The sequence below is a fragment of the Mesorhizobium sp. B263B2A genome, from assembly GCF_020165775.1.
GTDB classification, from domain to species: Bacteria; Pseudomonadota; Alphaproteobacteria; order Rhizobiales; family Rhizobiaceae; genus Mesorhizobium; species Mesorhizobium opportunistum.
This window is the reverse complement of record NZ_JAIUIU010000001.1, coordinates 222,019-244,061: the sequence shown is the minus strand read 5'-3', so window position 1 is coordinate 244,061 and position 22,043 is coordinate 222,019. Positions and strand designations below refer to the sequence as shown.

The window sequence follows — 22,043 nt, the reverse complement described above, 5'->3', positions numbered from 1 at the left end:
GTACTGGACTGACTAGTACCCTGTCAACGAAGGCGAGCCTAGACCGATGACCAAGATGATCTTCCTTAATCTGCCGGTGCGCGACCTGCAGGCAGCGACAAACTTTTATCTCGCGATCGGGGGCACGCTTAATCCGCAGTTCTCGAACGACCAGGCCAGCTCGATCATGTTCTCGGACTCCATTGGTGTCATGTTGCTCACGCACCAGCATTACAGCCAGTTCACAGCGCGGCAGATCGGCGATCCCAAGCGTGACAGCCAGATGCTGATCGCGCTCACCACCGACAGCAGGGACGAGGTCAATGCCATAATCGAGAAGGGCGTGGCGGCAGGCGGCCGCGCCGATCCCAATCCAGCGCAGGATCTCGGTTTCATGTTCAACCGTCACATCGAAGACCCAGACGGAAACGTCTGGGAGTTCCTGTGGATGAACCCGTCTGCCATGCAATAGCCTGGCGAGATCAAAGCGCCCAAGGCGCGTCGCGTCGAAATGGATCCACGCGACGCGCCTTAAACACGGGAGCCGGATCCACTAGACCGTCGCCGGGTCGAGTGCTGGCTGGCCCTTGCGGCGGGTGACGATCGCCTCGAAATCGGCGGTCCGGAAGGCATCGCGCAGGGCGTCGAAGGACGGCAGCACGAAATAGGCGCGCTGGAACTTGTCGATCTCGTAGCCGGTGCGCATCACTGTTTCGAGGTCGAAGGGCACGTGATGGGCGTCCTTGCTCTCGACGGCGAACTGCAATTCGGTAAAGGACGACATCAGGCCGGCGCCAAAGGCCTTTAGCGGCTGGCCTGCCTCCTGCATCAAGCCGTATTCGGCCGTATACCAGTAGAGCCGGGTGATCATCTCGTCGCCGCCGAGCGCTATGATGTCGCCGGCCTTCTTGCCATACATCTGCATGAAGTCGGCGAACACCGGCTGCGACAGCACCGGCACGTGGCCGAAGAAATCGTGGAACATGTCCGGCTCGACGATGTAGTCGAGTTCCTGCCTGGTGCGCAGCCAGTTGGTGACCGGGAAGCGGCGGTTGGCGAGATGATCGAAGAAGGGGGCGGCCGGTATGAGACCCGGCACGGCGACGATCTCCCAGCCGGTCAGCTTGCGCAGCTTGGCGCTGACGTCCTCGAAATCGGGGATGCGGTCGAGCAGGCCGAGCTTCTCGACACCGTCGAGATAGGAATGATGGGCGAGCTTGCGCGTCAGCTTGGTCTGGCGGTCGCACAATGTGCGCCACACCGCCTGTTCCTCGGCGCTGTAGTCATAGCCCTGCGGCACGGTGAAATCGGCACGGCAGACCGAATAGTCGCCACGCAACCCTTGCGCCGCGCAGTCGCGGGCATATTCGGCAACGCTCATCGTCGTCATGGCTTTTCTCCCTGCAAATCATGATGGTGACCTGCCGAAAGGCTAACCGGATTTGCCGGGGCAAATCGGCTTTTGTGGTAGCTCGAATGCGATATCGTGGATAATATTCACTCACAATCTGCGCTATAGGAGTGAAAATGCCTCAGTTCGATGATTTCGAGATCAAGATGCTCGATGTCCTGCAGCGCGACGGCCGCAAGCCAGTATCGGAGCTGGCGCAGGAGATCGGCCTTTCGACGACGCCGTGCGCGCGGCGCTTCGAGGCACTGCAGGATGCCGGCATCATCAAGGGCTTTGCCGCGGTGATCAGCCGCCGCGCGGTCGGCCTGATGGTCGAGGTTTTCATCCAGGTGCGCCTGGTCAGCCACAGCGACGGCTCGCCCGAAAGCTTCATTGCCGCGGTGCAGCGCATGGACGAGGTGTCATCATGTTGGACGATGACCGGCGACCACGATTTCCTGCTGCATGTCATGGTGCCGTCGGTCGACGAACTCAACGCCTTCGTCATGCACCGGCTGATGCGGCTCGACGGCGTGCGCGACGTGCACACCCAGCTGGTGCTGCAGAACATCAAGGGGCCCGGCCACGTGCCGCTCGCGCACCTGAAGCGATGACATCGCCCATCCTTCCGCATTCCTGCGGAGAAGCTGCACGCAAACTGCTGAAACCGGCCAAGCCGGGGTCCACATCGCCGGCCAGCATGCGCGGATCATCCCTCCAGGAGGTCCGCCATGAAAATCGTCCTGATCAATCCGCCGCACACCGCTATCGGCAGCCGCGTGCCGGACGATCATCTGCCGCCGCTTGGCCTGCTGGCGGTGGGCGGCCCGCTGCTCGATGCCGGCCACGAGGTGCGGCTGGTCGATGCCGAATTCGGGCCGATGCCGCTCGACATTGTGGTGCGCAGCGCACTCGACGATCGACCGGACTTCGTCCTGATCGGCCATTCCGGCTCGACCTCGGCGCACCCGACCGCCCTTTTGATCGCCGGGATGATCAAGGCACGCGAGCCGGCGACCATCGTCATCTATGGTGGTGTCTTCCCGACCTATCACTGGCGTGACATCCTCGGGGCGACCGATGTCTTCGACTTCATCGTGCGCGGCGAGGGCGAGGCGACCGTCGTGGCGCTGGTCGAGGCGCTTGAAATGCACCAGCCGCCGGCAAGCGTGGCCGGCATCGCCTTTCGCGACGATTTGCGCCGTCCCTTCGCGACGCAGCCGGCGATGACCATCACCGAGCTCGACGCCTACCGCGTCGGCTGGGAACTGATCGACCACAGCCGCTACAGCTATTGGGGCGGCAAGCGCGCCGTGGTCATGCAGTTTTCGCGCGGCTGCCCACATCTGTGCAACTATTGCGGCCAGCGCGGCTTCTGGACCCGCTGGCGGCACCGCGATCCCAAAAAATTCGCGCGGGAAATCGCCTGGCTGCACCGCGAGCACGGCGTCGAACTGATCAATCTCGCCGACGAGAACCCGACCGTATCGAAGAAGGCCTGGCGCGCCTTTCTCGACGCCCTGATCGCCGAGAACGTGCCGGTGCTGATCGTCGGCTCGACGCGGGCCGACGACATCGTGCGCGACGCAGATATCCTGCATCTCTACCGCAAGGCCGGTGTCATCCGCTGGCTGCTCGGCATGGAGAACACCGACGAGCAGACACTCCAATTGATCCGCAAGGGTGGCAGCATTTCATCCGACCGCGAGGCGATCCGGCTGCTGCGAAAGCATGGCATCCTGTCGATGGCGACCTGGGTGGCCGGTTTCGAGGATGAGGGGTTTCGCGACCTCTGGCGCGGCTTTCGCCAGCTCATCGCCTACGACCCCGACCAGATCCAGGCGCTTTACGTGACGCCGCATCGCTGGACGCCGTTCTTCAGGATTGCCCGCGACCGCAAGGTGATCCAGCAGGACGCCCGGCTGTGGGACTACAAGCATCAGGTGCTGCACATGACCCGGCTGAAGCCGTGGATGCTGTTCTTCTTGGTCAAGCTGATCGAACTCGCCGTGCAGTCGCGGCCAAAGGCTCTGGCGCGCATCCTGTTCCACCCCGATCCCGAGCAGCGGCATTCGATGCGCTGGTATACGCGGATGGGCCGCCGTGTCTGGTTCCGCGAAGTCTGGGGTTTTCTGGCGCGCGACATCAGGGTGAAAGACGGGCCGACGCTCGCCGAATTCTGGGGCGCGCCGCAGGATGCCGAGGAAGAAGCGATGATCTTCCAGCGTCCAGCCCGAAAACCGGCCGCGTCCGCCGTCGCGCAATCGCGCTCCGCCTGAGTGGCGCTTCCTCCAGGTGTCGCTGCCGCGAGGCTGGCCCTGGCGGCCGGCGGGCAGTGCGCTAATTTTCTGCAATCGAACCGTTGGTTACCGGCAGGAGGAAGCGATGAACCTTGTCACGCATAAGAAGATGAAAGGTGACCGGCTGATGCCCTGGGGGAAAGGCACTGTCGTGACGGGAGCCAGGGGGTTCGTCTTCCTTGCCGGAAATACGGGCACCGCCGAGAACTACGATCCGTCGAGTGGCAAGGGAGGTGCCGTTGGTGACGCGGCGACGCAATGGCGCTCCATCCTGACGAACATCAAATCGGATTTGGAGGAACTCGGCAGTTCGCTCGAGCATCTCGTCAAGATCACCCAGTACGTCAAGGGACCGTTTCCGGACGGCGGGGCCTTGAGCTCGCCAAATTTCCGGTTGGACGTGATGGATGAATTCTTTGCCGAGCATTGCCCAAAGCATTGCAGCTACAACAATCCGCCGCCATCGGAGGTGATCGGAGTGGTCGCACTTGCCCATCCCGATCTGGTCATCGAGATCGTGGCGGTGGCGGCACTGCCTGATTAGCGCGTACCGCCCAACCGCGCGCCGCCCAGGCGGCACAGCCGCGGACCGTCAGGGCACGATCAGCGTGCCGGCGCCGTGTTCTGTGAACAGCTCGAGCAGCACCGAATGCGGCGTCTTGCCGTTGAGGATGACGACGCCTTCGACCCCGCGTTCGATCGCCTCGATGCAGGTCTCGACCTTGGGGATCATGCCACCCGAGACCGTGCCGTCCTTGATCAGCGCCTTTGCCTCGGCGACCGTCAATTCGTCGATCAGCTTCTTGTTCTTGTCGAGCACGCCGGGCACGTCCGTCAGGAACAGCAGGCGCGTGGCCTTGCAGGCGCCGGCAATGGCGCCGGCGAAGGTATCGGCATTGATGTTGTAGGTGTGGCCGTCGCGGCCGGGCGCCACAGGCGCCAGCACCGGGATCATTTCGGAGCGCGCCAGAAGATCGAGCAGCGTGCGGTCGACCTCGACCGGCTCGCCGACGAAGCCGAGATCGAGCACGCGCTCGATGTTGGAGTCCGGGTCGATCATGGTCTTGCGCGCCTTTTCGGCGAAGACCATGTTGCCGTCCTTGCCGCACAGGCCGATCGCCCATTCGCCCTCGGCGTTGATCAGGGCGACGATCTCCTTGTTGATCGAGCCGGCGAGCACCATTTCGACGATCTCGACCGTCTTCTGGTCGGTGACGCGCAGGCCGCCCTCGAACTTGGATTCAATGCCCATCTTGGCCAGCATGGCGCCGATCTGCGGCCCGCCGCCATGGACGACAATCGGATTGACCCCGGACTGTTTCAACAGCGCGATGTCGCGCGCGAAAGCCTTGCCGAGCTCGATATCGCCCATGGCGTGGCCGCCATATTTCACCACGACCGTCTTGTGCTCGTAGCGCTGCATGTAGGGCAGCGCCCGCGACAGCAGGGCTGCCTGCATTTCGGCGGTGGCGGTTATCTCCGTCATCGGCATGGTTCCCTGGCTTTGATTTTATGGCGACATGCACCGTTGAGACCGGCGGCGTCTTAGCGGGAATTGGTTCTGCCCGCAAATGTCATTGTTGTCATATTCGCCGGGTTCACGGCCTCGTCACTATCAGGGCATCATCAGCGGCGCCCGCCGCTTCAGCCAGCCCGAAAGCTTTTCCATTTGCGCGGCAAAGGACAACAGCGTCTCCTCGTCGCCCGGGCGGCCGGCGGCCTGGATGCCGAGCGGCAGGCCGGCATCGGTGACATGGACGGGCAGCGCAATCGACGGCTGGCCGCTGACATTGTGGATCGCCGGCCAGTGGGTGAACCACAGGCTCTTGTCCATCAGCTGGCCGAACACGGACTTCACCTTAAGCAAGGGCGTGAGGTGAAGCTTGTCGAGCAGGTTCTCGACCAGCTCGTCGGCGCCTCTCGGATCCATGGCGCCACAGGCGAGCGGCGGGTGGGCGATGATGGGCAACAGCACGGCATCATAGCGCGCGGTCTCCGTAATCAGCTGTCGCGAAGCAGCGTGGAGCCGCTGCAGGGCGGCATAGGTCTCGCCGGCCGAAACCATCTCGCCCAGCCGGCCGAGCACCCGCGTGGCACGCTCAATGTCGCCGGTAACGGCACGGCCGACGCGCAGTGCTTCCGCCCGCAGCGTGCCGGCGACGGCGGAGGCAACCGTCCTGCAGAAGTCTGCGAAGAAATCGCGCCCTATGAACGGCAGGTCGATGTCCTCGACGGTGTGGCCGCCTTCGCGGGTAAGCGCCACCGCGATGTCCAGCGCTTTCATCGTCTCGGCCGAAATCGGCAGGCCGAGCGGCGATTTGCGGTAGACGGCCAGGCTGAGCCTGCCGGGATCGCGCGCGGCGGCAGCGGCGAATGTGCCCTTCGGCGGCGGCGCGGCATAGGGCGACAGCGAGTCGGGACCGTGGGTGAGGTCGAGCAGCAGCGCGCAATCGCGCACCGAGCGGGTGACAGCATGGTCGACCACCATGCCGTACCAGCTTTCGCTCACCAGCGGCGTCAGCGGGATGCGGCCGCGCGAGGTCTTGAGGCCGACCAGCCCGGTGCAGGCGGACGGCACACGGATCGAGCCGCCGCCATCCGAGGCATGCGCCACCGGCACGACGCCGGCGGCGACCAGGGCTGCCGCACCGCCGGACGAGCCGCCGGTGGTGTGTCCGGTGTTCCAGGGATTGCGGGTGATGCCGAAGGCCTTGGATTCGGTCATCAGCCGCAGCCCATGTTCCGGCGATGTCGAGGTGACGATCGGGACCAGTCCGGCGGCGAGGTAGCGCTCGGTCATCACCGAATTGACATCGGGCAGCCAGGCGGGAATGCGGCTGCCGCCATGCGACGGTACGCCCTTGATGGCGATGCCGAGATCCTTGATGGCAAAGGGCACGCCGGCCAGCGGCAACGAACGGTCCATGGTTTTCGCCCGCGCCCGTGCGGCCTCATAGAGCGGCTCGGCCGTGGCATTGATTTCAGGCCTAGTGGCCTCGGCGCGTGCGATCGCCGCCTCGGTCAGCTCGATCGCGGACAGCTCGCCCTTGCGCACCAGGCCGGCAAGGCCGGTTGCGTCTTCTTCCCACAGGATCCGTTCGACCGACATGTGCGTCCCCCCATTGCCGCCAAGCTAGCCAGCGGCGATTCCCTTGGCAATCGAAGCCTGCGTCCGGACGCCGGAACTTTAGGTGCATCGAATATTTCCGTCGTTGCAAATACAACGCAATTGCCTAATTTGGCTCGGCATGACGCCGCAGGACATCACCAAGCTGATCGTCCGGACTTCGATGAAGGATCGGGCCGCGTTCGATCTGCTCTACCGGCAGACCAGCGCGAAACTTTTCGGCGTATGCCTTCGTGTATTGAACGACCGGGGAGATGCTGAAGAAGCGCTGCAGGAAGTCTTCGTCAAGATATGGACGAAGGCGGACCGTTTTGCTGTCTCCGATCTGAGCCCGATCTCCTGGCTGGTGGCGATCGCGCGCAATCATGCGATCGATCGCATCCGGGCGCGGCGCAGGCCTGCCGCCGATATCGATGCCGCGCTCGACGTGGCCGATCCGGCGCCGGGACCTGAAGCGATGGCGATGGCGGGCGACGAGACCGAACGCGTCCATCATTGCCTCGACGAGCTGGAGAAGGACCGGGCGGCGGCCGTCCGGGGCGCTTATCTCAAGGGCGAAAGCTATGCCGAACTGGCGGAACGCCACGGCGTGCCGTTGAACACGATGCGTACCTGGCTGCGCCGCAGCCTGATGAAACTCAGAGAATGCCTGGAGAGATGACGCTCGCAGAGGACAATGGACCGGAACGTGGGGGCGACGACATGTTCGCCGCCGAATACGTTCTCGGCGTGCTGCCCGCGGACGAGCGGCAGATCGCGTCCAGGCGCATCGATTCCGAGACCGATTTCGCGCGGCTTGTCGACGCCTGGGAGGTTCATCTTTCGGCCCTGGCTGCCGCTTATCCGGAAATCGAGCCACCGGCATCGGTAAAGGCGGCTGTCGATCGACGCCTGTTTGCATCGACCCCGGCCGCACCCGCCGAACCCCGTGCCGGCCTGTGGTCCAGCCTCGCCTTCTGGCGCGGCCTCGCGGTGGCGGCGGTTGCCGCGCTCGCGCTCTACATTGCCGTGCCCTACGTCAATCCGGTGGCCGTCCAGCCGCAGACGCGGCTAGTCGCCTCGCTGGCCGCCGACGGCAGCGACGTCAAATACCTCGCCGTCTACGATGCCGCGCACCATGAAGTCAGCCTGTCGCATGTCTCCGGCGAGCGCGCTTCCGGCAAGGACTTCGAACTGTGGATGATCGAAGGCAAGAACGCGCCGGTCTCGATGGGTGTCATCCCGAGCGGAGCGACCGCGCATATCGTCGTCTCGCCGTCGGCGCAGCAGAAGCTGGCGCAAGGCGCGGTGTTGGCCGTCAGCCTCGAACCATCAGGCGGTTCGCCAACTGGGCAGCCGACCGGACCGGTGGTTGCCGCGGGCGATTTGAAGAGCATCTAACCCGACCGTTCGCGCTTGTAACCATGATTTAGGCGATAGCAAGTCTATCCTTCATCACGCACGTCTAAAGTGCCGCCAAGCCGGCAAACTACCGAGCCTGGACAATTTCTTTCCGCGATCGGATAAATTCAAAAACGAAAAATACACTGAAACTCCGGCGTTTGTGTTCCGTATCTCCTCGCGTCCCCAAAAATGGGAAGAGAAAACCCGAGGAGTTCTACATCATGCGTAAATTCGCCACCCTTTTGCTTGCCGGTACGATCGCCGTTTCCGCGCTTGCCACCGCCGCCTATGCCGAAAACCCGATGGTCGGCGGCGCCGCCATGTTTGCCAACAAGACCATCGTCGAAAACGCCGTCAATTCGAAGGACCACACGACGCTGGTCGCGGCCGTCAAGGCTGCCGGCCTGGTCGAAACCCTGCAGGGCGCCGGTCCGTTCACCGTTTTCGCGCCGACCAACGAAGCCTTTGCCGCCCTGCCGGCCGGCACGGTCGACACGCTGCTCAAGCCCGAGAACAAGGACAAGCTCGCCAAGATCCTGACCTGCCATGTCATCGGCGCCAAGGCGATGGGCGCCGACGTGGCCGCGATGGCCAAGGCCGACGGCGGCACCCACAAGGTCAAGACCGCCGGCGGCTGCGAGCTGTCGCTCAAGGCCGATGGCGGCAAGGTCACCGTCACCGACGAGAACGGCAATGTCGCCAATGTGACGATCGCCGATGTCGAGCAGTCCAACGGCGTCATCCACGTCATCGACAAGGTCCTGCTCCCGAAGATGTGATCGGCCCGAAAATGTAACAAAGGGCTTGCCGCGGCGAACCTGCAGCAAGAGCCCTCCGTCGATTGCATCGTCTCGCTCCCGGACCTGCAAGCGACACGCGTGCTCCGCGCCGCCCACGGATCCACCCGTGGAAGGGCGCGGAGTTCGTCGAGGGCAACCGTCACCGGCTTTTGACTTTCGCGTGGCGGCATAGTTTGGCAAAATAGACAATCGGAGGAACTGGTCATGAACCGTCGCGACTTTCTTTTGAGCGGCGTCGCTGCCGTTGGTGTCGTCGGGGCCGCAGCCACCTTGCTGCGCATGGGCAGCCCGCAGGCAGCTCAAGCCGCCGAGAAGTTCGAGGTCACCAAGACCGACGACGAATGGAAGGCCATCCTGTCGCCGGCCGCCTTCGACGTGCTGCGCAAGGAAGGCACCGAATATCCGGGCACCAGCCCGCTGCTCAACGAGCACCGCAAGGGCATTTTCGCCTGTGCCGGCTGCGACCTGCCGGTCTATCCCTCGGAGACGAAATTCGATTCCGGTACCGGCTGGCCGAGCTTCTGGCAGGAGATCGCCAATGGTATCGGCAAGACCGAGGACCGGTCGCTGGGCATGACCCGCACCGAGGTGCATTGCCGCCGCTGCGGCGGCCATCTCGGCCATGTCTTCGACGATGGCCCAGCGCCGACCGGCCTGCGCCATTGCATCAACGGCGTGGCGCTAAGCTTCAAGCCCGCCACGGCCTGACGAACTCTGCTTAATGAAAAACTCCGGGCTTTGCGGCCCGGAGTTTTTCGCGCGGTCAGAGACTTTCGGGCGTGGACTGGAGGAGCTTCCCGAAACCGCTGCCCACGTAGGGTATTTTTGTTTAGTGCCCGCCGCCTCCGCCGCCACCGGGCGCGGCAGGCTTGTTGATCAGCATGGTGAACAGGCCAAGCGTCGCGAACAGCACCGTCAGCATGTAGAACACGTCCATGAAGGACAGCAGCGCCGCCTGCTGCTGGACCATGCCCGACAGCTTGGAGATCGCGGCACTCGCCGCATCGAGACCGGTGGTCTGCTCGAAATTGAGCGTCATGTTTTGCAGCTTCTGCTGGGCCGCCGCACTGCCCCACTGCACGTGCTCCGAAAGCCGGGCGTAGTGGAAGGCGTTGCGATCGATCAGCACGGTGTTGATGAGAGCAAGGCCGACGGCACCACCGAGGTTGCGCGTCAGGTTGAACAGGCCGGACGCATTCTTCAGCCGGTCGGGCGGCAAGGTGCCGAGCGCGATGTTGTTGATCGGCACCATGCACAGCATCATCGAACAGCCGCGCAGGATCTGCGGGATAAGCAGCTCATAGAAATCCCAGTCGGCGGTCAGGTGCGTCATCCACCACGTGCCGGTGGCGAAGCCGAAGAAGCCGATCATCATCATCAGCCGCAAATCCATCTTGCTCGACAGGATGCCGGAGATCGGCGCGGTGACGAACATGGCCAGGCCGCTGACGAACAGCGCCTCACCGATCATCATCGAATCGTAGCCGCGGATGCGGCCGAGGAAGACCGGATAGAGATAGGTCAGGCCGTAGAGGCCGATGCCGATGACGAACGAGAACAGCGAGCCGAAGGCGAAGTTGATGTTGCTGAAGGCCCTGAGGTCGACGATCGGCTCCTCGGCGGTGAAGACGCGCCAGAAGAAGACCACCGCGCCGATGGTCATGATTATGGCGCAGATGAACACGGCATGATCCTGCAGCCAGTCATTGTTGGGGCCTTCCTCAAGTACATATTCCATGCAGCCGAGGAACGCCGCCATGCCGGCAAGACCCCACCAGTCGAACTTGCTGAACAGCTTGAGATTGGGCTTGTCGAAGTCGATCAGCGACCAGGCGGCGGTCGCCACCAGAATGCCGGGCACGACATTGACCAGGAACAGCCAGTGCCATGAAAAGGCATGGCTGATATAGCCGCCGACGGTCGGGCCGATGGTCGGCGCCAGCGTCGCCACCAGGCCGATCATCGGCGAGACGATGGCGCGGCGCGAGGGCGGGAAGATGGTGAAGGCCGCGGCAAAGACACTCGGGATCATGCCACCGCCGATGAAACCCTGCACGGCGCGGTAGACGATCATCTGGTCGATGTTGGTGGCGGTCGCGGCGAGCGCGCTGGCGGCGGTGAAGCCGGCCGCCGCGATGGTGAACAGCACGCGCGTCGAGAGCATGCGGCTGAGGAAGCCCGACAGCGGGATCATGACCACCTCGGCGATCAGATAGGCCGTCTGCACCCACGGAATCTCATCGGAGCTGGCGCTCAAGCCCGCCTGGATCTCGGCCAGCGAGGCGGAGACGATCTGGATGTCCAGGATCGCCATGAACATGCCGAACACCATCGCCAGGAAGGCAATGATGCGGCGTGTGGAAATGGTGTCAGGGACGGACGGCCGTGCCGGCGGCGATCCTGCGGTGATTGTTGCGGTTGCCATTGCATGGGCCTCCTTGAGGCAGGCCGGGCGGCTCAGTGCTTAATCAGCCCCCGAGCCGCCCTCCGAAAAGCGCCTAGTTGGTCGTCGCGGCAGGTGCGGTGCGGCTGTCGACGTTGACGACAACGCTCAAGCCAGCGCGCAGCTTGCCGGTCTTCAGGGCATCGGCCGGGACGTCGATGCGGACCGGGACGCGCTGCACGACCTTGGTGAAGTTGCCGGTGGCATTTTCCGGCGGCAACAGCGAGAAGACCGCGCCTGAGGCCGGAGCGAGCGACGAAACGGTTCCCTGGATGGGCTGGCCGTCGATGGCGTCGACCGAGATGTTGACCTTTTCGCCGGGAACCAGCCGGGCAAGCTGGGTCTCCTTGAAGTTGGCGACGATGTAAAGCTTGTCCATCGGCACGACGACGGCAAGCTTCTGGCCGGGGCTGACGAGGTCGCCCTGCTCGACGGAACGGTTGCCGACGACGCCGTCATAGGGCGCCTTGAGCACGGTGAAGGAAAGATCGCGCGCGGCCTTGTCGCGGCTGAGCTGCAAGGAGGCGAGCGTGCTCGCCGACTCGGCGCGCTGCGCCTCGAGCACACCGATATTGGCCTGTGCGGCTGCAATCTGCGCGTCGGCACCGACCAGCGCGGCATTGGCCTGGTCGAGCGCGGTCTGGGCGTCGTCCAATTGCGCCTGCGTGCCGACATGGGTCTTGACCAGCTGCGCGGCGCGCTGCTGGGCACGGGCGGCATTGCTGGCTGCGGCCTGGTCGGCGACCTTCTGCGCCTGCGCCTGCTGCAGGGAAGCCTGCGCGGCCTTGGTCTGCGCGTCGATACGGTCGAGCGTCTTCGACAGCGTGGCGATCTGCGCGTCAGCCTGGGCGACAGCTATTTTGTAGTCGCCGTCATCGATCGTCAGCAGCGGGTCGCCGGCCTTGACCAGCTGGTTCTCGCTCACCTTGACCTGATCGACATAGCCGGAAATCTTCGGCGAGACGAACGCCATGTCGGCCTGGACGTAAGCGTCGTCGGTCGAGATCATGAAACGGCCGGTCATCCAATAGTCATAGCCATACCAGGCGCCGGCGCCGAGCAGGGCAACGCCGATAATCGGCAGCAGGAAGGAGCGCGCCGAACGCTTCTTCTTTGCGGGGGCTTCCGCCGGCGGCGGCGCGGCGGCCGGCTGGACAGGAATTTCCGGTGCTTCCGTCGCCGGCGCAACCTTGGCGCTGGGGAACGGACGGACTTCGGCGGTGGATGGCGCGTTTGAGGACATGACATCTCTCTAGGAAAGATTATAATAGACTGAACCGTTCGGTTCGATGGACGTTGACATAGCGCGTAAAGAGGACCATATCAAGAGGCAATCGAACCGCTTGGTTCGAATTATTTTCGAGGTGTGACTTTTATGGCCGACACAACGCCCGACGCCGAAAACGACAAATGCGAGGATCTGCTGGACAGCCTGCGCCGCGGCCGCCCGGCCGCCGGACAGGACCCGGTCAAGCGCAGCCAGATCATCGACGGCGCCCGCCGCGTTTTCATCGACAAGGGCTTCGAGGCCGCCTCGATGAACGACATCACGCGCGAAGCCGGCGTGTCGAAGGGCACCATCTATGTATACTTCGCCAATAAGGAAGAGCTGTTCGAGGCGCTGATCGAGGAAGAGCGCGGCAGCATATTCAAGAACATGTACGACCTGCTCGACCGTTCCGACGATCTGCGCCAGACGCTGGTGAAGTTCGGCAAGGTGCTGTCGATGAAGATCACCTCGGCCAGGGTCATCCAGGCGCAGCGCACCGTGATCGGCGCCTCCGACAGGATACCCGACATGGGCGCGCGGTTTTACGAGCGCGGCCCCAAACGCGGCCATGACAGGATGGTGGCCTTCTTGAACGCCGCCATCGAGCGCGGCCTGCTGCGCATCGACGACGTCGACCTTGCCGCCTATCAGTTCACCGATCTTTGCCTTGCCGGTCTTTTCCGGCAATGCATCTTCGCCTACCGCGTCAAGGCGCCGAGCCAGGAGGAGATCGAGCACATCGTCCGGTCGGGCGTCGATATGTTCCTGAAGGCCTATGGCACCGCAAGCCTGGCCGAGGAAGAACGCCACCAGATGATTGCCCTCGAGGCAAAGTCCTGACGGGAAACCCCGTCACCCGCCATTGGCGGCAAGCACGATGGCGGCCTGCAATTCCTCGAGACCCTCACCCTTTTCCGATGACGTCGCCAGGACGAATGGAAACGCCGCCGGACGCTTCTTGATCTTGGCCAGCGTCTCCTCGATCAGCCGCGGCACGCCCGCGACCTTGATCTTGTCGGTCTTGGTCAGCACGATCTGATAGGACACCGCAGCCTTGTCGAGCAGCGACAGCACTTCGTCGTCCTTGGCCTTGATGCCGTGGCGGGCGTCGATCAGCACATAGACGCGCTTCAGCGTGACGCGGCCCTTGAGATAGTCGAAGACCAGCTTGGTCCACTCGTCGACCTTCTCCTTCGGCGCGGTGGCGTAGCCGTAGCCCGGCATGTCGACCAGCGCCATTGGCGGCAGGTCGGCGCCCTCGCCCGAAAATCCATCCGGCACGAAATAGTTGAGTTCCTGCGTGCGCCCCGGCGTGTTGGAGGTGCGAGCCAGCCCCTTCTGGTTGACCAGCGCGTTGATCAGCGACGACTTGCCGACGTTGGAGCGGCCGGCAAAGGCGATTTCCGGCGGCCCTTCCGGCGGCAGGAACTTCATGGCCGGCACGCCGCGGATGAAGATCCAGCCGCGCGTGAAAAGGTCGGTGCCGATCGTGGTGCTGTTCAAAGCGTTCAAGCTGCTGCCTCCAGAAGAGAAATATCGGCGCCCCTGATGGCGTCGAGGTTGCGGCCGATCTTGTCGACCGGCCAGTCCCACCATGCCACCGCCAGCAGCCGCCGGATCGTCCTGTCGTCGAACCGCATCTTCACCACCTTGGCCGCGTTGCCAGCGACGATGGCGTAGGGCGGCACATCGTGCGTCACCACGGACTTCGCCGCAATGATGGCGCCATGGCCGACTTGCACGCCCGGCAGGATCACCGCCTCCATGCCGATCCAGACGTCGCTGCCGACCACGGTGTCGCCGCGCACTTCCTTCGACCATGTCGCCGGATCAAAACCGTTTTCCCAGCCATGGCCGAAGATGTTGAACGGATAGGTCGAAAAGCCGGACATGGCATGGTTGGCGCCGTTCATGATGAAGCGCGCGCCTTCGGCGATGGCGCAGAACTTGCCAATGATCAGCTTGTCGCCAATGAAAGGATAGTGGTGCAGCACGCACTTGTCGGCGAATTTGTCCGGGCCGTCAGGGTCGTCATAGTAGGTGAAGTCGCCGATCTCGATGTTCGGCGCGCTCACCAGCGGCTTCAGGAAGCCGACGCGCGTATGCATCGGGATCGGGTGCTTGATGCCGGGGTTGGGTCCGTCCATGTCGAGATCCGTCGAGGAAGTGATTGGTCGGCGCATCCGGGCTGCGGGGTGCGCCTGGTCAAAATAACGTGATCCGCCCTATAGCATCAATCGGCCGAGAGCGAGCTTTCCTTGTCATGGAGTTCATTTGTTGCCGCGGCAGATCACGATCGGATTGGACAGCGCGCTGTCGAAACCGCTGCCCTGATAGACGGTGATATTCGATGCTCCCGGCGGCAGCAGAAATGTACCTTCGACGACTTTCTGATCGCCCGCCACCGTGTGGAGAGCCCAGCTGAACGTGCAGAATTGCGGCGGTGCCTTGGGTTCGACATGGCTGCAATTCAACTGCGCGCCGCCCAGCATGGCGGCGCCGCCGCAGCTCACCGCTTCCTTTGCAACTGCGATGCCGGGGCACACCAGGAGGCCCGCGACAGCCGCGATCTTGATCCAATTCATTCGTCAAATCCTTGCCGGCAAATTCCCACCGCCAAGCGCCTCCTCGCTGTCGTGGCCCATGCAATTTTTCCTTTTCGCGGCTTAACCCGTCTTGTGCATCGGGTCCAGCAGGATTATGTGCATGATGATAATAAGCATGCTCACGAAAAGTTGCTCGCAGACCCGAATTCCTCCCCATGCCAATCTCGCCCAATATCAGCTTCGTGCTGCACGATGTTGCGCGCCCGCTTCGAAAGCGGTTCGAGCAGCGTTCGCGGACGTCGGGGCTGACCCGGGCGCAATGGCAGGTGCTGGCTTATCTGTCGCTGCATGAAGGCATTCACCAGAACAGGCTCGCCGACCTCATCGAGATCGTGCCGATCACGCTTGCCCGGCTGCTCGACAAGATGGAGGCGCGCGGTTTCATCGAGCGCCGGCCCAACCCCGCCGACCGCCGGGCATGGCTGCTCTATCTGACCCCTCTGGCCCATCCGCTGCTCAAGATCATGCGCGCCAATGGCCAGAAGACGCGTGACGAGGCCTTCGACGGGCTTTCGTCGGATGCACAGCAGCAACTGCTGCAAACCCTAAGCTTGATCAAATCCAATCTGCTCGCGGCTTGCACCCAGCCTGCCGTCGACCGGGAGAAAATACATGGCTGAAAAATACATGGCTGAATCGACCGCACCCAAGAAGCCTGCCGAAGGCGAGCCTTCCACCGATCGCTCACGCGACCAGATCATCCAGCTGGACAGCGAGCGCGAGCAGAGGCGAGCCAATGTCGTCATCGAGAATGACGAGCGGGAAGTGTCCGTGGCTCCGGAACCGGCAACCCTGGAGGCTCCGGCCAAGGAGCCGCAACCCCGGCAAGCGCCCGCCGCCGTGGCGCCACCGGCCCCGACAAAGCCCAAGCGCGGCCTGACGCGGCCGATCCTGTTTGGCCTGCTTCCCGTCGCGCTGGTCGTCGGCGGCTATTACTACGTCACCGGCGGCCAGGTGATGACGACCGACAACGCCTACATCCAGGCCCAGTCGCTTGGCGTGTCCACCGACGTCTCCGGCACGGTGCAGGAGATCGATGTGCACGAGAACCAGACGGTGAAGAAGGGCGATGTGCTGTTCCGCCTAAGGCCGGCCTCCTTCGAGACCGCCCTCGCCGCCGCCCAGGCTCAGCTCGGTACCGTGCGCAACCAGGTGCTGACCCTGCAGGCCAGCTACCAGCAATCGCTGTCGCAGATCGAGCAGGCGCAGGCCGACATTCCCTATTACGAGTCCGCCTTCCAGCGCCAGCAGGACCTGCTCAAGACCTCGACCGCCTCCAAGGCGAGTTTCGACAGCGCCCAGCACGACCTCGTCGCCGCCCGTCAGAAGGTGGCTGTGGCCAAGGCGCAGGCACAGGCGACGCTTGCCCAGCTTGGCGGCGACGCCAACCAGCCCGTGGAGAAGAACCCCTTCTATCTGCAGGCCCAGTCGGGCGTGGACGACGCCGAGCGCAATCTCGCCGATTCCATCGTCAAGGCGCCGTTCGACGGTGTCGTCACCAATGTCGACGCGCTGCAGGTCGGCAAGTACCTGCCGGTTTCGCAGCCGGCCTTCAGCCTGATTTCGCAGACGGATCTGTGGATCGAGGCGGAGCCGAAGGAGACCGAGCTGACCTATGTGCGGCCGGGACAGACGGCGACGATCAGCGTCGATACCTATCCGGGCGCCGTATGGCACGGCACAGTGGCCTCGATCAGCCCCGCCTCGTCGTCGAGCTTCTCGCTGCTGCCGGCGCAGAACACCACCGGCAACTGGGTCAAGGTCGTGCAGCGCATCCCGATGCGCGTGACGGTGGACGATCCCCACGGCAAGCCGCCGCTGCGTGGCGGAATGAGCGTCGTGGTCGGCATCGACACAGGCCATGCGCGCGGGCTGCCGGACTTCGTCACCGACCTCATCGGCCGGTTCGGACAAAAGTCATGACCAGCGCGTCCGCGACAGGTGCCACAGCGGTGGTCGCCAATCGCGGCGCCATCACCGCCTGCGTGATCCTGGCCGTCATCATGCAGGCGCTGGACACGACCATCGCCAACGTCGCGCTGCCCTATATACAGGGCAGCGTTTCGGCGAGCGCCGACCAGATCAACTGGGTGCTGACCTCCTACATCGTGGCGGCCGCCGTGATGACGCCGCCCTCGGGCTACCTTGCCAACCGCTTCGGCCGCAAGCGCATCCTTTTGACCTCGATCACCGGCTTCGTGGTCGCCTCGGTGCTGTGCGGCTTCGCGCAGTCGCTGCCCCAGATCGTCGGCTTCCGCCTGCTGCAGGGCCTGTTCGGCGCGGCGCTGGTGCCGCTGTCGCAGAGCATCCTGCTCGACATCTACAGCGTCGAGGAGCGCGGCTCGGCGATGGCGCTGTTCGGCGTCTCGGTGATGGTCGGGCCAGTGCTTGGACCGGTCATCGGCGGCTGGCTGACCGAGAATGTCTCCTGGCGCTGGGTGTTCTACATCAATGTGCCGATCGGTGCGCTGGCCTTCGCCGGCGTGTCGATGTTCGTCCAGGAAACCAAGCTGGACATCAAGGCCAGGCTGGACTGGCTGGGCTTCGGCATGCTCAGCGTAACCATTGCCGCGCTGCAGATGTTTCTCGATCGCGGCGAGCAGCTCAACTGGTTCTCGTCATCCGAGATCATCGTCGAGGCGTTGATCTGCGCGTCGGCCTTCTACATCTTCCTCGTCCACACCTTCACCGCCAAAAACACCTTCGTGAACCCGCGGCTATTCCTCGACAGGAATTTCGCCGTCGGCATGATCTTCATCTTCATCATCGGCATCACCTACCTGGCCTCGCTGGCGCTGATGACGCCCTATCTGCAGACGCTGATGGGCTATCCGGTGGTGACCGCCGGCATCGTCATGGGGCCGCGTGGCCTCGGCACCATGGCGTGCATGTTCCTGGTCGGCAAACTGATTGGCAAGGTCGATACGCGCTGGCTGCTGCTGATCGGCCTGCTGATCACCGCCTGGGCGATGTACGACATGACCGGCTGGACGCCCGACGTCTCGCAATGGACAATCGTCAGCACCGGGTTCGTCCAGGGCGCCGGGCTTGGCTTCCTGTTCGTGCCGCTGACCACCATCACCTTTGCCACGCTGGCGCCGGAGCGGCGCGCGGAAGGCACGGGCTTGTACAATTTGTCGCGAAACATCGGTTCCAGCGTCGGCATCTCGGTGGTCACCGCGCTCTTGACGCAGAACGTGCAGATCAACCACGCCAACATCGCCACCTATGTGACGCCCTTCAACCAGGCGTTCGGCAATCCGGCGATCTTCCAGGCGATGAACCCCTACAGCGCGGCTGGCCGCGCGGCGCTGGACGGCGTGGTGACGCTGCAGGCGACTATCATCAGCTATATGAACGACTTCAAGCTGATGATGATCCTGTCTCTTGCCGCCATCCCGCTGGTTCTCCTGCTGCGCAAGCCCGCGACACCGGCCAAGGTCGACCACAGCGCCGTCATGGAGTGATCTTTTTTGCGGCGGAGGATTCCGGGAGAAGCCGGACCGGATAGCTGCCCGACGCGCGCTAGAGCATTTCACCGTTTCACGGAAACGGCGAACCGCTCTATCTCTTTGTTTTTACGCAATTCCCAAGGGAAAGCGCTACGCGCTTTTCCCGGGAAAACCGTGTCACACTTTTCCTGGAATTGCTCTTAAAAGAAACCGGGGCCCTGCGAGGGACTGCAGGACCCCGGCCCATTGCCGATACGGCTTCCCAGGAAATATGGACCTCGTCACGAGGTGGAGACGACAGGTCCGAGAAAGCCCCAACGGACCTGCCTGATCCCCTTTGCCGGAAGCCGTTACTTCGGCAACAGCACCTTGTTGACGACATCAATGACGCCGTTCGACTGGTTGACGTCGGCGATCGTCACCTTGGCCTCGCCGCCGGACTCGTCGATGATGTAGAGCTTGCCCTTCTTGACCTCGGTGGTGAGCGTGTCGCCGGAAACGGTCTTCATCTCATATTTGCCGCCCATTGCCTTGGCCTTGGCCATCATGTCCTTGCCGGAGATCTTGCCGGCCACGACGTGCGCGGTCAGCACCTTGGTGAGCTGGTCCTTGTTCTCGGGCTTGAGCAGCGTTTCGACCGTGCCGGCCGGCAGCGCGGCGAAGGCTTCGTTGGTGGGCGCGAAGACAGTGAACGGGCCGGCGCCCTGCAGCGTATCGACAAGGCCGGCTGCCTTGACGGCGGCGACCAGCGTCGTGTGGTCCTTCGAGTTGACGGCGTTCTCGACGATGTTCTTGGTGGCGTACATCGGCGCGCCGCCGACTGTCGGGTTCTTGGCATAGGCCGGGGCGGCAATTGCCGCGCCAGCGAGGAGTGCGGAAAGGGCGATGATCCTGAATGACGGCAAGCGCATGTGGTCTTCCTCCGGGTGAGGGCTGATCGGAATTGATAGCCTTTGGAAATGCACACGCAGTCACGCCCCGCGACCGCTTGCAGTTTCGCCGATCACAGGAACGTGAACAGATATTCACCCAAAGAAAAAGCCCGGACGAACCGGGCTTTTCGAGAAGAGATCTTCTATTCAGCCTTTTGTAGGAAGAAGGCCGGCTACTCAGCCGGGGACGGTTTCTTCCGGAACAGCGCGACCAGATTGTCCCACAGCTCGATCTTGGCACCCTGGCGCTTCATGATCAGGCCCTGCTGGAGGATCGACAGCGTGTTGTTCCAGGCCCAGTAGATGACTAGGCCGGCCGGGAAACCCGCCATCATGAAGGTGAAGATGACCGGCATCCAGGTGAAGATCGCGGCCTGCGTCGGATCCGGCGGCGTCGGGTTCATGCGCATCTGCAGGAACATGGTGACGCCCATGATCAGCGGCCAGACGCCGATCATCAGCATGTGCGGCAGCGTGACCGGCACGAGGCCGAACAGGTTGAAGATCGAGGTCGGATCGGGTGCGGCCAAATCCTGGATCCAGCCGAAGAACGGCGCGTGGCGCATCTCGATGGTGATGTAGAGCACCTTGTAGAGCGAGAAGAAGACCGGGATCTGCAGCGCCACCGGCCAGCAGCCGGCGAGCGGATTGATCTTCTCGGTCTTGTACAGCTCCATCATAGCCTGCTGCTGCTTCATCTTGTCGTCCGCGTATTTCTCGCGGATCTCGAGCATCTTGGGCTGCACCTTCTTCATGTTCGCCATCGATGCGTAGGACTTGTTGGCGAGCGGGAAAAACAGCGCCTTGACGATGACGGTGGTGGCGAGGATCGCCAGGCCGAAATTGCCGAAGAATTTGTAGAGCGTGTCGATCAGCCAGAACATCGGCTTGGTGATGAAATAGAACCAGCCCCAGTCGATCACCAGGTTGAACTGGCGAATGTGACGGTCCGCCTCGTAGGCGTTGATCTTGGCCACTTCCTTGGCGCCGGCGAAGATCTCCGTCTCGACCGTCGCGGACTGGCCGGCATCGACATTGATTGCATCGGTGAGGAAGTCGGACTGGTAGCGGTGCCGGCCATCCTCGAAAAAGGCATAGCGCGGCTGGAACGGCTGCTTCTCGGTCGGCACCAGCGTGACGGCCCAGTATTTGTCGGTGATGCCGAGCCAGCCATCGGTCGACTTGCCCGGAGTGACCTGCTTTTCGGATTCGATCTTGGCGTATTTGTATTCGGCCAGGCCCTCGGTGCCGGTAACGCCGATCAGGCCTTCATGCAGCACGTAGGTGCTGGCGACGGCCGGCTTGTCGTAGCGCGTGACGCGGCCGTAATTGAACAGCGAAACCGCGCTGGCGCCGGAATTCTGCACCGTATCCGTGACCGTGAACATGTAGTTGGCGTCGACGGAGAAGACGCGCTTGAAGGTCAGGCCCTTGTCGTTGGTGTAGGTAAGCGTCACCGGCGTCGACGGGCTCAGCGTCGGATTGCCTTCCACGCTCCACACCGTGTCCGAACCCGGCACCGCGCCGGTCTTGTCGTTGCCGACGAAGCCTATCTCGGCGAAGTAGCCGGTCGGCAGCGCCTGCGGGTTGAGCAGTTCGATCTCGGGCGAATTCTTGTCGACGGTCTCGGTGTAGTGCTTGAGCTTGAGGTCGTCGAGGCGTGCGCCGGTCAGGTTGATCGAGCCCTCGAGGCTCGGCGTATCGATCTTGACGCGCTTCGAAGCGGCCAGCGCCTGATCACGGCCGGCCGCGGTGACGGCGTCACCGCCGGGCGCGTTGGGAATGGTGCCCGGCGCCGGCGCCGGTGTCGCAGCGCCTGGATTGGCGGCCTCGGCCGCCTTCTTCTGCTCCTCGACGCGCTGCTGCTCGATCTTGGCCGCCTCGCGCTGCTGCTCGACGCGCGGGTTCATGTAGAAAACCTGCCACAAAGTCAGGATCAGCACCGACAGCGCGATGGTGATGAAGAAGTTCCGGTTGTTTTCCATCGAGAGCCCTTGGCCTATCGTGTTCCGCGAAGTCGGCGGGAGAGTTCAGCCTTCAACTGGCCGAACGGGGCGCGCAGCGCATCGTCGCGCCCGACGATGACATAATCATTGCCGGGCATCATGTCATCTGCGGCATGGACGCGGACGGCTTCTTTCAGCCGCCGCCTGACGCGGTTGCGCACAACAGCGTTGCCGACCTTCTTGGTGACGGTGAAGCCGACACGCGGCACGCCGCCGTCGCCGCGGTCGAGGACCTCGACGAGGAAAAACCGCCCGCGGCGCTTTTCACCACGGCGGACGGCCAGGAATTCCGCGCGTTTCAGAAGCCGCTTGGGATCAACCCCCACTGGCTTGCCGGTTGCGGGCAACGATCTCG

General features: G+C 63.4%; 23 protein-coding genes. 12 read left to right on the top strand and 11 right to left on the bottom strand.

The genetic code is table 11. The features are described 5' to 3' along the window. The first annotated feature begins 46 nt into the window (after positions 1-46). Positions 47-451 carry a VOC family protein gene (locus LB568_RS01160; protein ID WP_140575282.1) on the top strand — a complete coding sequence of 135 codons (405 nt, stop codon included), beginning with the start codon at positions 47-49 and terminating at the stop codon, positions 449-451. Positions 452-532: 81 nt separating this feature from the next. Here LB568_RS01160 and phhA read toward each other — a convergent pair whose 3' ends face one another. Further along, entirely contained in the window at positions 533-1,369 is an 837-nt protein-coding gene (phhA, locus tag LB568_RS01155; RefSeq protein ID WP_224728799.1) for a phenylalanine 4-monooxygenase, read from the bottom strand. 137 nt (positions 1,370-1,506) lie between these two features. Here phhA and LB568_RS01150 point away from each other — a divergent pair, with 137 nt between their 5' ends. The 3 genes from LB568_RS01150 to LB568_RS01140 all read left to right on the top strand — a co-directional run bounded on the left by LB568_RS01150 (position 1,507) and on the right by LB568_RS01140 (position 4,213). Continuing rightward, positions 1,507-1,983, top strand: a complete 477-nt coding sequence (locus LB568_RS01150) for an Lrp/AsnC family transcriptional regulator (RefSeq protein WP_013891868.1) — start codon at positions 1,507-1,509, stop codon at positions 1,981-1,983. A 117-nt stretch (positions 1,984-2,100) separates the two neighbouring features. Then, positions 2,101-3,648, top strand: a complete 1,548-nt coding sequence (gene bchE / locus LB568_RS01145) for a magnesium-protoporphyrin IX monomethyl ester anaerobic oxidative cyclase (RefSeq protein ID WP_224728798.1) — start codon at positions 2,101-2,103, stop codon at positions 3,646-3,648. Positions 3,649-3,754: 106 nt separating this feature from the next. Beyond that, positions 3,755-4,213 carry a RidA family protein gene (locus tag LB568_RS01140; protein ID WP_140575292.1) on the top strand — a complete coding sequence of 153 codons (459 nt, stop codon included), beginning with the start codon at positions 3,755-3,757 and terminating at the stop codon, positions 4,211-4,213. Positions 4,214-4,261: 48 nt separating this feature from the next. Here LB568_RS01140 and argB read toward each other — a convergent pair whose 3' ends face one another. Together argB and LB568_RS01130 are read right to left on the bottom strand one after the other, a co-directional pair. Continuing rightward, positions 4,262-5,155 (bottom strand): acetylglutamate kinase, encoded by an 894-nt coding sequence (gene argB / locus LB568_RS01135; protein ID WP_023777817.1) that lies wholly within the window; start codon positions 5,153-5,155, stop codon positions 4,262-4,264. Positions 5,156-5,284: 129 nt separating this feature from the next. After that, entirely contained in the window at positions 5,285-6,778 is a 1,494-nt protein-coding gene (locus LB568_RS01130; RefSeq protein ID WP_224728797.1) for an amidase, read from the bottom strand. Between the two features lie 139 nt (positions 6,779-6,917). Here LB568_RS01130 and LB568_RS01125 point away from each other — a divergent pair, with 139 nt between their 5' ends. The 4 genes from LB568_RS01125 to msrB all read left to right on the top strand — a co-directional run bounded on the left by LB568_RS01125 (position 6,918) and on the right by msrB (position 9,687). After that, positions 6,918-7,457 carry a sigma-70 family RNA polymerase sigma factor gene (locus LB568_RS01125; protein ID WP_224728796.1) on the top strand — a complete coding sequence of 180 codons (540 nt, stop codon included), beginning with the start codon at positions 6,918-6,920 and terminating at the stop codon, positions 7,455-7,457. Further along, positions 7,454-8,176, top strand: a complete 723-nt coding sequence (locus LB568_RS01120; RefSeq protein WP_224728795.1) for an anti-sigma factor domain-containing protein — start codon at positions 7,454-7,456, stop codon at positions 8,174-8,176. Before LB568_RS01125 ends, LB568_RS01120 begins: the two co-directional genes overlap by 4 nt. Positions 8,177-8,400: 224 nt before the next feature. Continuing rightward, a complete protein-coding gene (locus tag LB568_RS01115; RefSeq protein WP_013891875.1) occupies positions 8,401-8,958 on the top strand; it encodes a fasciclin domain-containing protein in 558 nt (185 codons plus the stop codon). Positions 8,959-9,183: 225 nt separating this feature from the next. Then, the gene (msrB, locus tag LB568_RS01110; RefSeq protein WP_140575313.1) at positions 9,184-9,687 is read left to right on the top strand and encodes a peptide-methionine (R)-S-oxide reductase MsrB; all 504 of its coding nucleotides are present in this window, start codon (positions 9,184-9,186) and stop codon (positions 9,685-9,687) included. A gap of 121 nt (positions 9,688-9,808) precedes the next feature. On the opposite strand, the gene LB568_RS01105 is transcribed toward msrB, so the two are convergent. Both LB568_RS01105 and LB568_RS01100 read right to left on the bottom strand, forming a co-directional pair. After that, on the bottom strand, positions 9,809-11,404 hold the full coding sequence (locus LB568_RS01105; RefSeq protein WP_140575317.1) for a DHA2 family efflux MFS transporter permease subunit: 1,596 nt from the start codon (positions 11,402-11,404) through the stop codon (positions 9,809-9,811). Positions 11,405-11,477: 73 nt separating this feature from the next. Beyond that, positions 11,478-12,665 (bottom strand): HlyD family secretion protein, encoded by a 1,188-nt coding sequence (locus tag LB568_RS01100; protein WP_224728794.1) that lies wholly within the window; start codon positions 12,663-12,665, stop codon positions 11,478-11,480. A gap of 132 nt (positions 12,666-12,797) precedes the next feature. On the opposite strand from LB568_RS01100, the gene LB568_RS01095 reads away from it, so the two are divergent. Beyond that, positions 12,798-13,532 (top strand): TetR/AcrR family transcriptional regulator, encoded by a 735-nt coding sequence (locus LB568_RS01095; protein ID WP_013891879.1) that lies wholly within the window; start codon positions 12,798-12,800, stop codon positions 13,530-13,532. Between the two features lie 12 nt (positions 13,533-13,544). Here LB568_RS01095 and yihA read toward each other — a convergent pair whose 3' ends face one another. From yihA to LB568_RS01080, 3 genes are all read right to left on the bottom strand, one after another. Continuing rightward, complete coding sequence (yihA, locus tag LB568_RS01090) at positions 13,545-14,204, bottom strand: ribosome biogenesis GTP-binding protein YihA/YsxC (protein WP_013891880.1); 660 nt, start codon at positions 14,202-14,204, stop codon at positions 13,545-13,547. Then, complete coding sequence (locus LB568_RS01085; RefSeq protein WP_224728793.1) at positions 14,201-14,839, bottom strand: CatB-related O-acetyltransferase; 639 nt, start codon at positions 14,837-14,839, stop codon at positions 14,201-14,203. The genes yihA and LB568_RS01085 overlap by 4 nt, the downstream gene beginning before the upstream one ends. 123 nt (positions 14,840-14,962) lie before the next feature. After that, entirely contained in the window at positions 14,963-15,277 is a 315-nt protein-coding gene (locus LB568_RS01080; RefSeq protein WP_224728792.1) for a hypothetical protein, read from the bottom strand. Between the two features lie 176 nt (positions 15,278-15,453). Here LB568_RS01080 and LB568_RS01075 point away from each other — a divergent pair, with 176 nt between their 5' ends. The 3 genes from LB568_RS01075 to LB568_RS01065 are packed head-to-tail and all read left to right on the top strand — an operon-like array spanning position 15,454 to position 18,765. Then, positions 15,454-15,918 (top strand): MarR family winged helix-turn-helix transcriptional regulator, encoded by a 465-nt coding sequence (locus tag LB568_RS01075; RefSeq protein WP_224728791.1) that lies wholly within the window; start codon positions 15,454-15,456, stop codon positions 15,916-15,918. A gap of 7 nt (positions 15,919-15,925) precedes the next feature. After that, a complete protein-coding gene (locus LB568_RS01070; RefSeq protein WP_224729474.1) occupies positions 15,926-17,221 on the top strand; it encodes an HlyD family secretion protein in 1,296 nt (431 codons plus the stop codon). After that, positions 17,218-18,765: a DHA2 family efflux MFS transporter permease subunit gene (locus LB568_RS01065; protein WP_140575333.1), complete on the top strand. Its 1,548-nt coding sequence runs from the start codon at positions 17,218-17,220 to the stop codon at positions 18,763-18,765. Before LB568_RS01070 ends, LB568_RS01065 begins: the two co-directional genes overlap by 4 nt. A 335-nt stretch (positions 18,766-19,100) precedes the next feature. On the opposite strand, the gene LB568_RS01060 is transcribed toward LB568_RS01065, so the two are convergent. The 3 genes from LB568_RS01060 to rnpA all read right to left on the bottom strand — a co-directional run bounded on the left by LB568_RS01060 (position 19,101) and on the right by rnpA (position 22,035). Next, the gene (locus tag LB568_RS01060) at positions 19,101-19,661 is read right to left on the bottom strand and encodes a fasciclin domain-containing protein (protein WP_224728790.1); all 561 of its coding nucleotides are present in this window, start codon (positions 19,659-19,661) and stop codon (positions 19,101-19,103) included. Between the two features lie 194 nt (positions 19,662-19,855). Further along, positions 19,856-21,667, bottom strand: coding sequence for a membrane protein insertase YidC (gene yidC, locus LB568_RS01055; protein WP_140575338.1), 1,812 nt, complete (start codon positions 21,665-21,667; stop codon positions 19,856-19,858). Positions 21,668-21,681: 14 nt separating this feature from the next. After that, positions 21,682-22,035 carry a ribonuclease P protein component gene (gene rnpA, locus LB568_RS01050; RefSeq protein ID WP_224728789.1) on the bottom strand — a complete coding sequence of 118 codons (354 nt, stop codon included), beginning with the start codon at positions 22,033-22,035 and terminating at the stop codon, positions 21,682-21,684. Positions 22,036-22,043 lie beyond the last annotated feature (8 nt).

Coding starts and splice junctions, on each gene's coding strand:
- LB568_RS01115 (WP_013891875.1), top strand. CDS start 8,401: ATGCGTAAATTCGCCACCCTTTTGCTTGCCGGTACGATCGCCGTTTCC.
- LB568_RS01100 (WP_224728794.1), bottom strand. CDS start 12,665: ATGTCCTCAAACGCGCCATCCACCGCCGAAGTCCGTCCGTTCCCCAGC.
- LB568_RS01060 (WP_224728790.1), bottom strand. CDS start 19,661: ATGCGCTTGCCGTCATTCAGGATCATCGCCCTTTCCGCACTCCTCGCT.
- LB568_RS01075 (WP_224728791.1), top strand. CDS start 15,454: ATGCCAATCTCGCCCAATATCAGCTTCGTGCTGCACGATGTTGCGCGC.
- LB568_RS01120 (WP_224728795.1), top strand. CDS start 7,454: ATGACGCTCGCAGAGGACAATGGACCGGAACGTGGGGGCGACGACATG.
- bchE (WP_224728798.1), top strand. CDS start 2,101: ATGAAAATCGTCCTGATCAATCCGCCGCACACCGCTATCGGCAGCCGC.
- LB568_RS01095 (WP_013891879.1), top strand. CDS start 12,798: ATGGCCGACACAACGCCCGACGCCGAAAACGACAAATGCGAGGATCTG.
- yidC (WP_140575338.1), bottom strand. CDS start 21,667: ATGGAAAACAACCGGAACTTCTTCATCACCATCGCGCTGTCGGTGCTG.
- LB568_RS01125 (WP_224728796.1), top strand. CDS start 6,918: ATGACGCCGCAGGACATCACCAAGCTGATCGTCCGGACTTCGATGAAG.
- phhA (WP_224728799.1), bottom strand. CDS start 1,369: ATGACGACGATGAGCGTTGCCGAATATGCCCGCGACTGCGCGGCGCAA.
- LB568_RS01105 (WP_140575317.1), bottom strand. CDS start 11,404: ATGGCAACCGCAACAATCACCGCAGGATCGCCGCCGGCACGGCCGTCC.
- LB568_RS01080 (WP_224728792.1), bottom strand. CDS start 15,277: ATGAATTGGATCAAGATCGCGGCTGTCGCGGGCCTCCTGGTGTGCCCC.
- LB568_RS01085 (WP_224728793.1), bottom strand. CDS start 14,839: ATGGACGGACCCAACCCCGGCATCAAGCACCCGATCCCGATGCATACG.
- LB568_RS01160 (WP_140575282.1), top strand. CDS start 47: ATGACCAAGATGATCTTCCTTAATCTGCCGGTGCGCGACCTGCAGGCA.
- LB568_RS01070 (WP_224729474.1), top strand. CDS start 15,926: ATGGCTGAATCGACCGCACCCAAGAAGCCTGCCGAAGGCGAGCCTTCC.
- argB (WP_023777817.1), bottom strand. CDS start 5,155: ATGACGGAGATAACCGCCACCGCCGAAATGCAGGCAGCCCTGCTGTCG.
- LB568_RS01140 (WP_140575292.1), top strand. CDS start 3,755: ATGAACCTTGTCACGCATAAGAAGATGAAAGGTGACCGGCTGATGCCC.
- LB568_RS01065 (WP_140575333.1), top strand. CDS start 17,218: ATGACCAGCGCGTCCGCGACAGGTGCCACAGCGGTGGTCGCCAATCGC.
- LB568_RS01150 (WP_013891868.1), top strand. CDS start 1,507: ATGCCTCAGTTCGATGATTTCGAGATCAAGATGCTCGATGTCCTGCAG.
- msrB (WP_140575313.1), top strand. CDS start 9,184: ATGAACCGTCGCGACTTTCTTTTGAGCGGCGTCGCTGCCGTTGGTGTC.
- LB568_RS01130 (WP_224728797.1), bottom strand. CDS start 6,778: ATGTCGGTCGAACGGATCCTGTGGGAAGAAGACGCAACCGGCCTTGCC.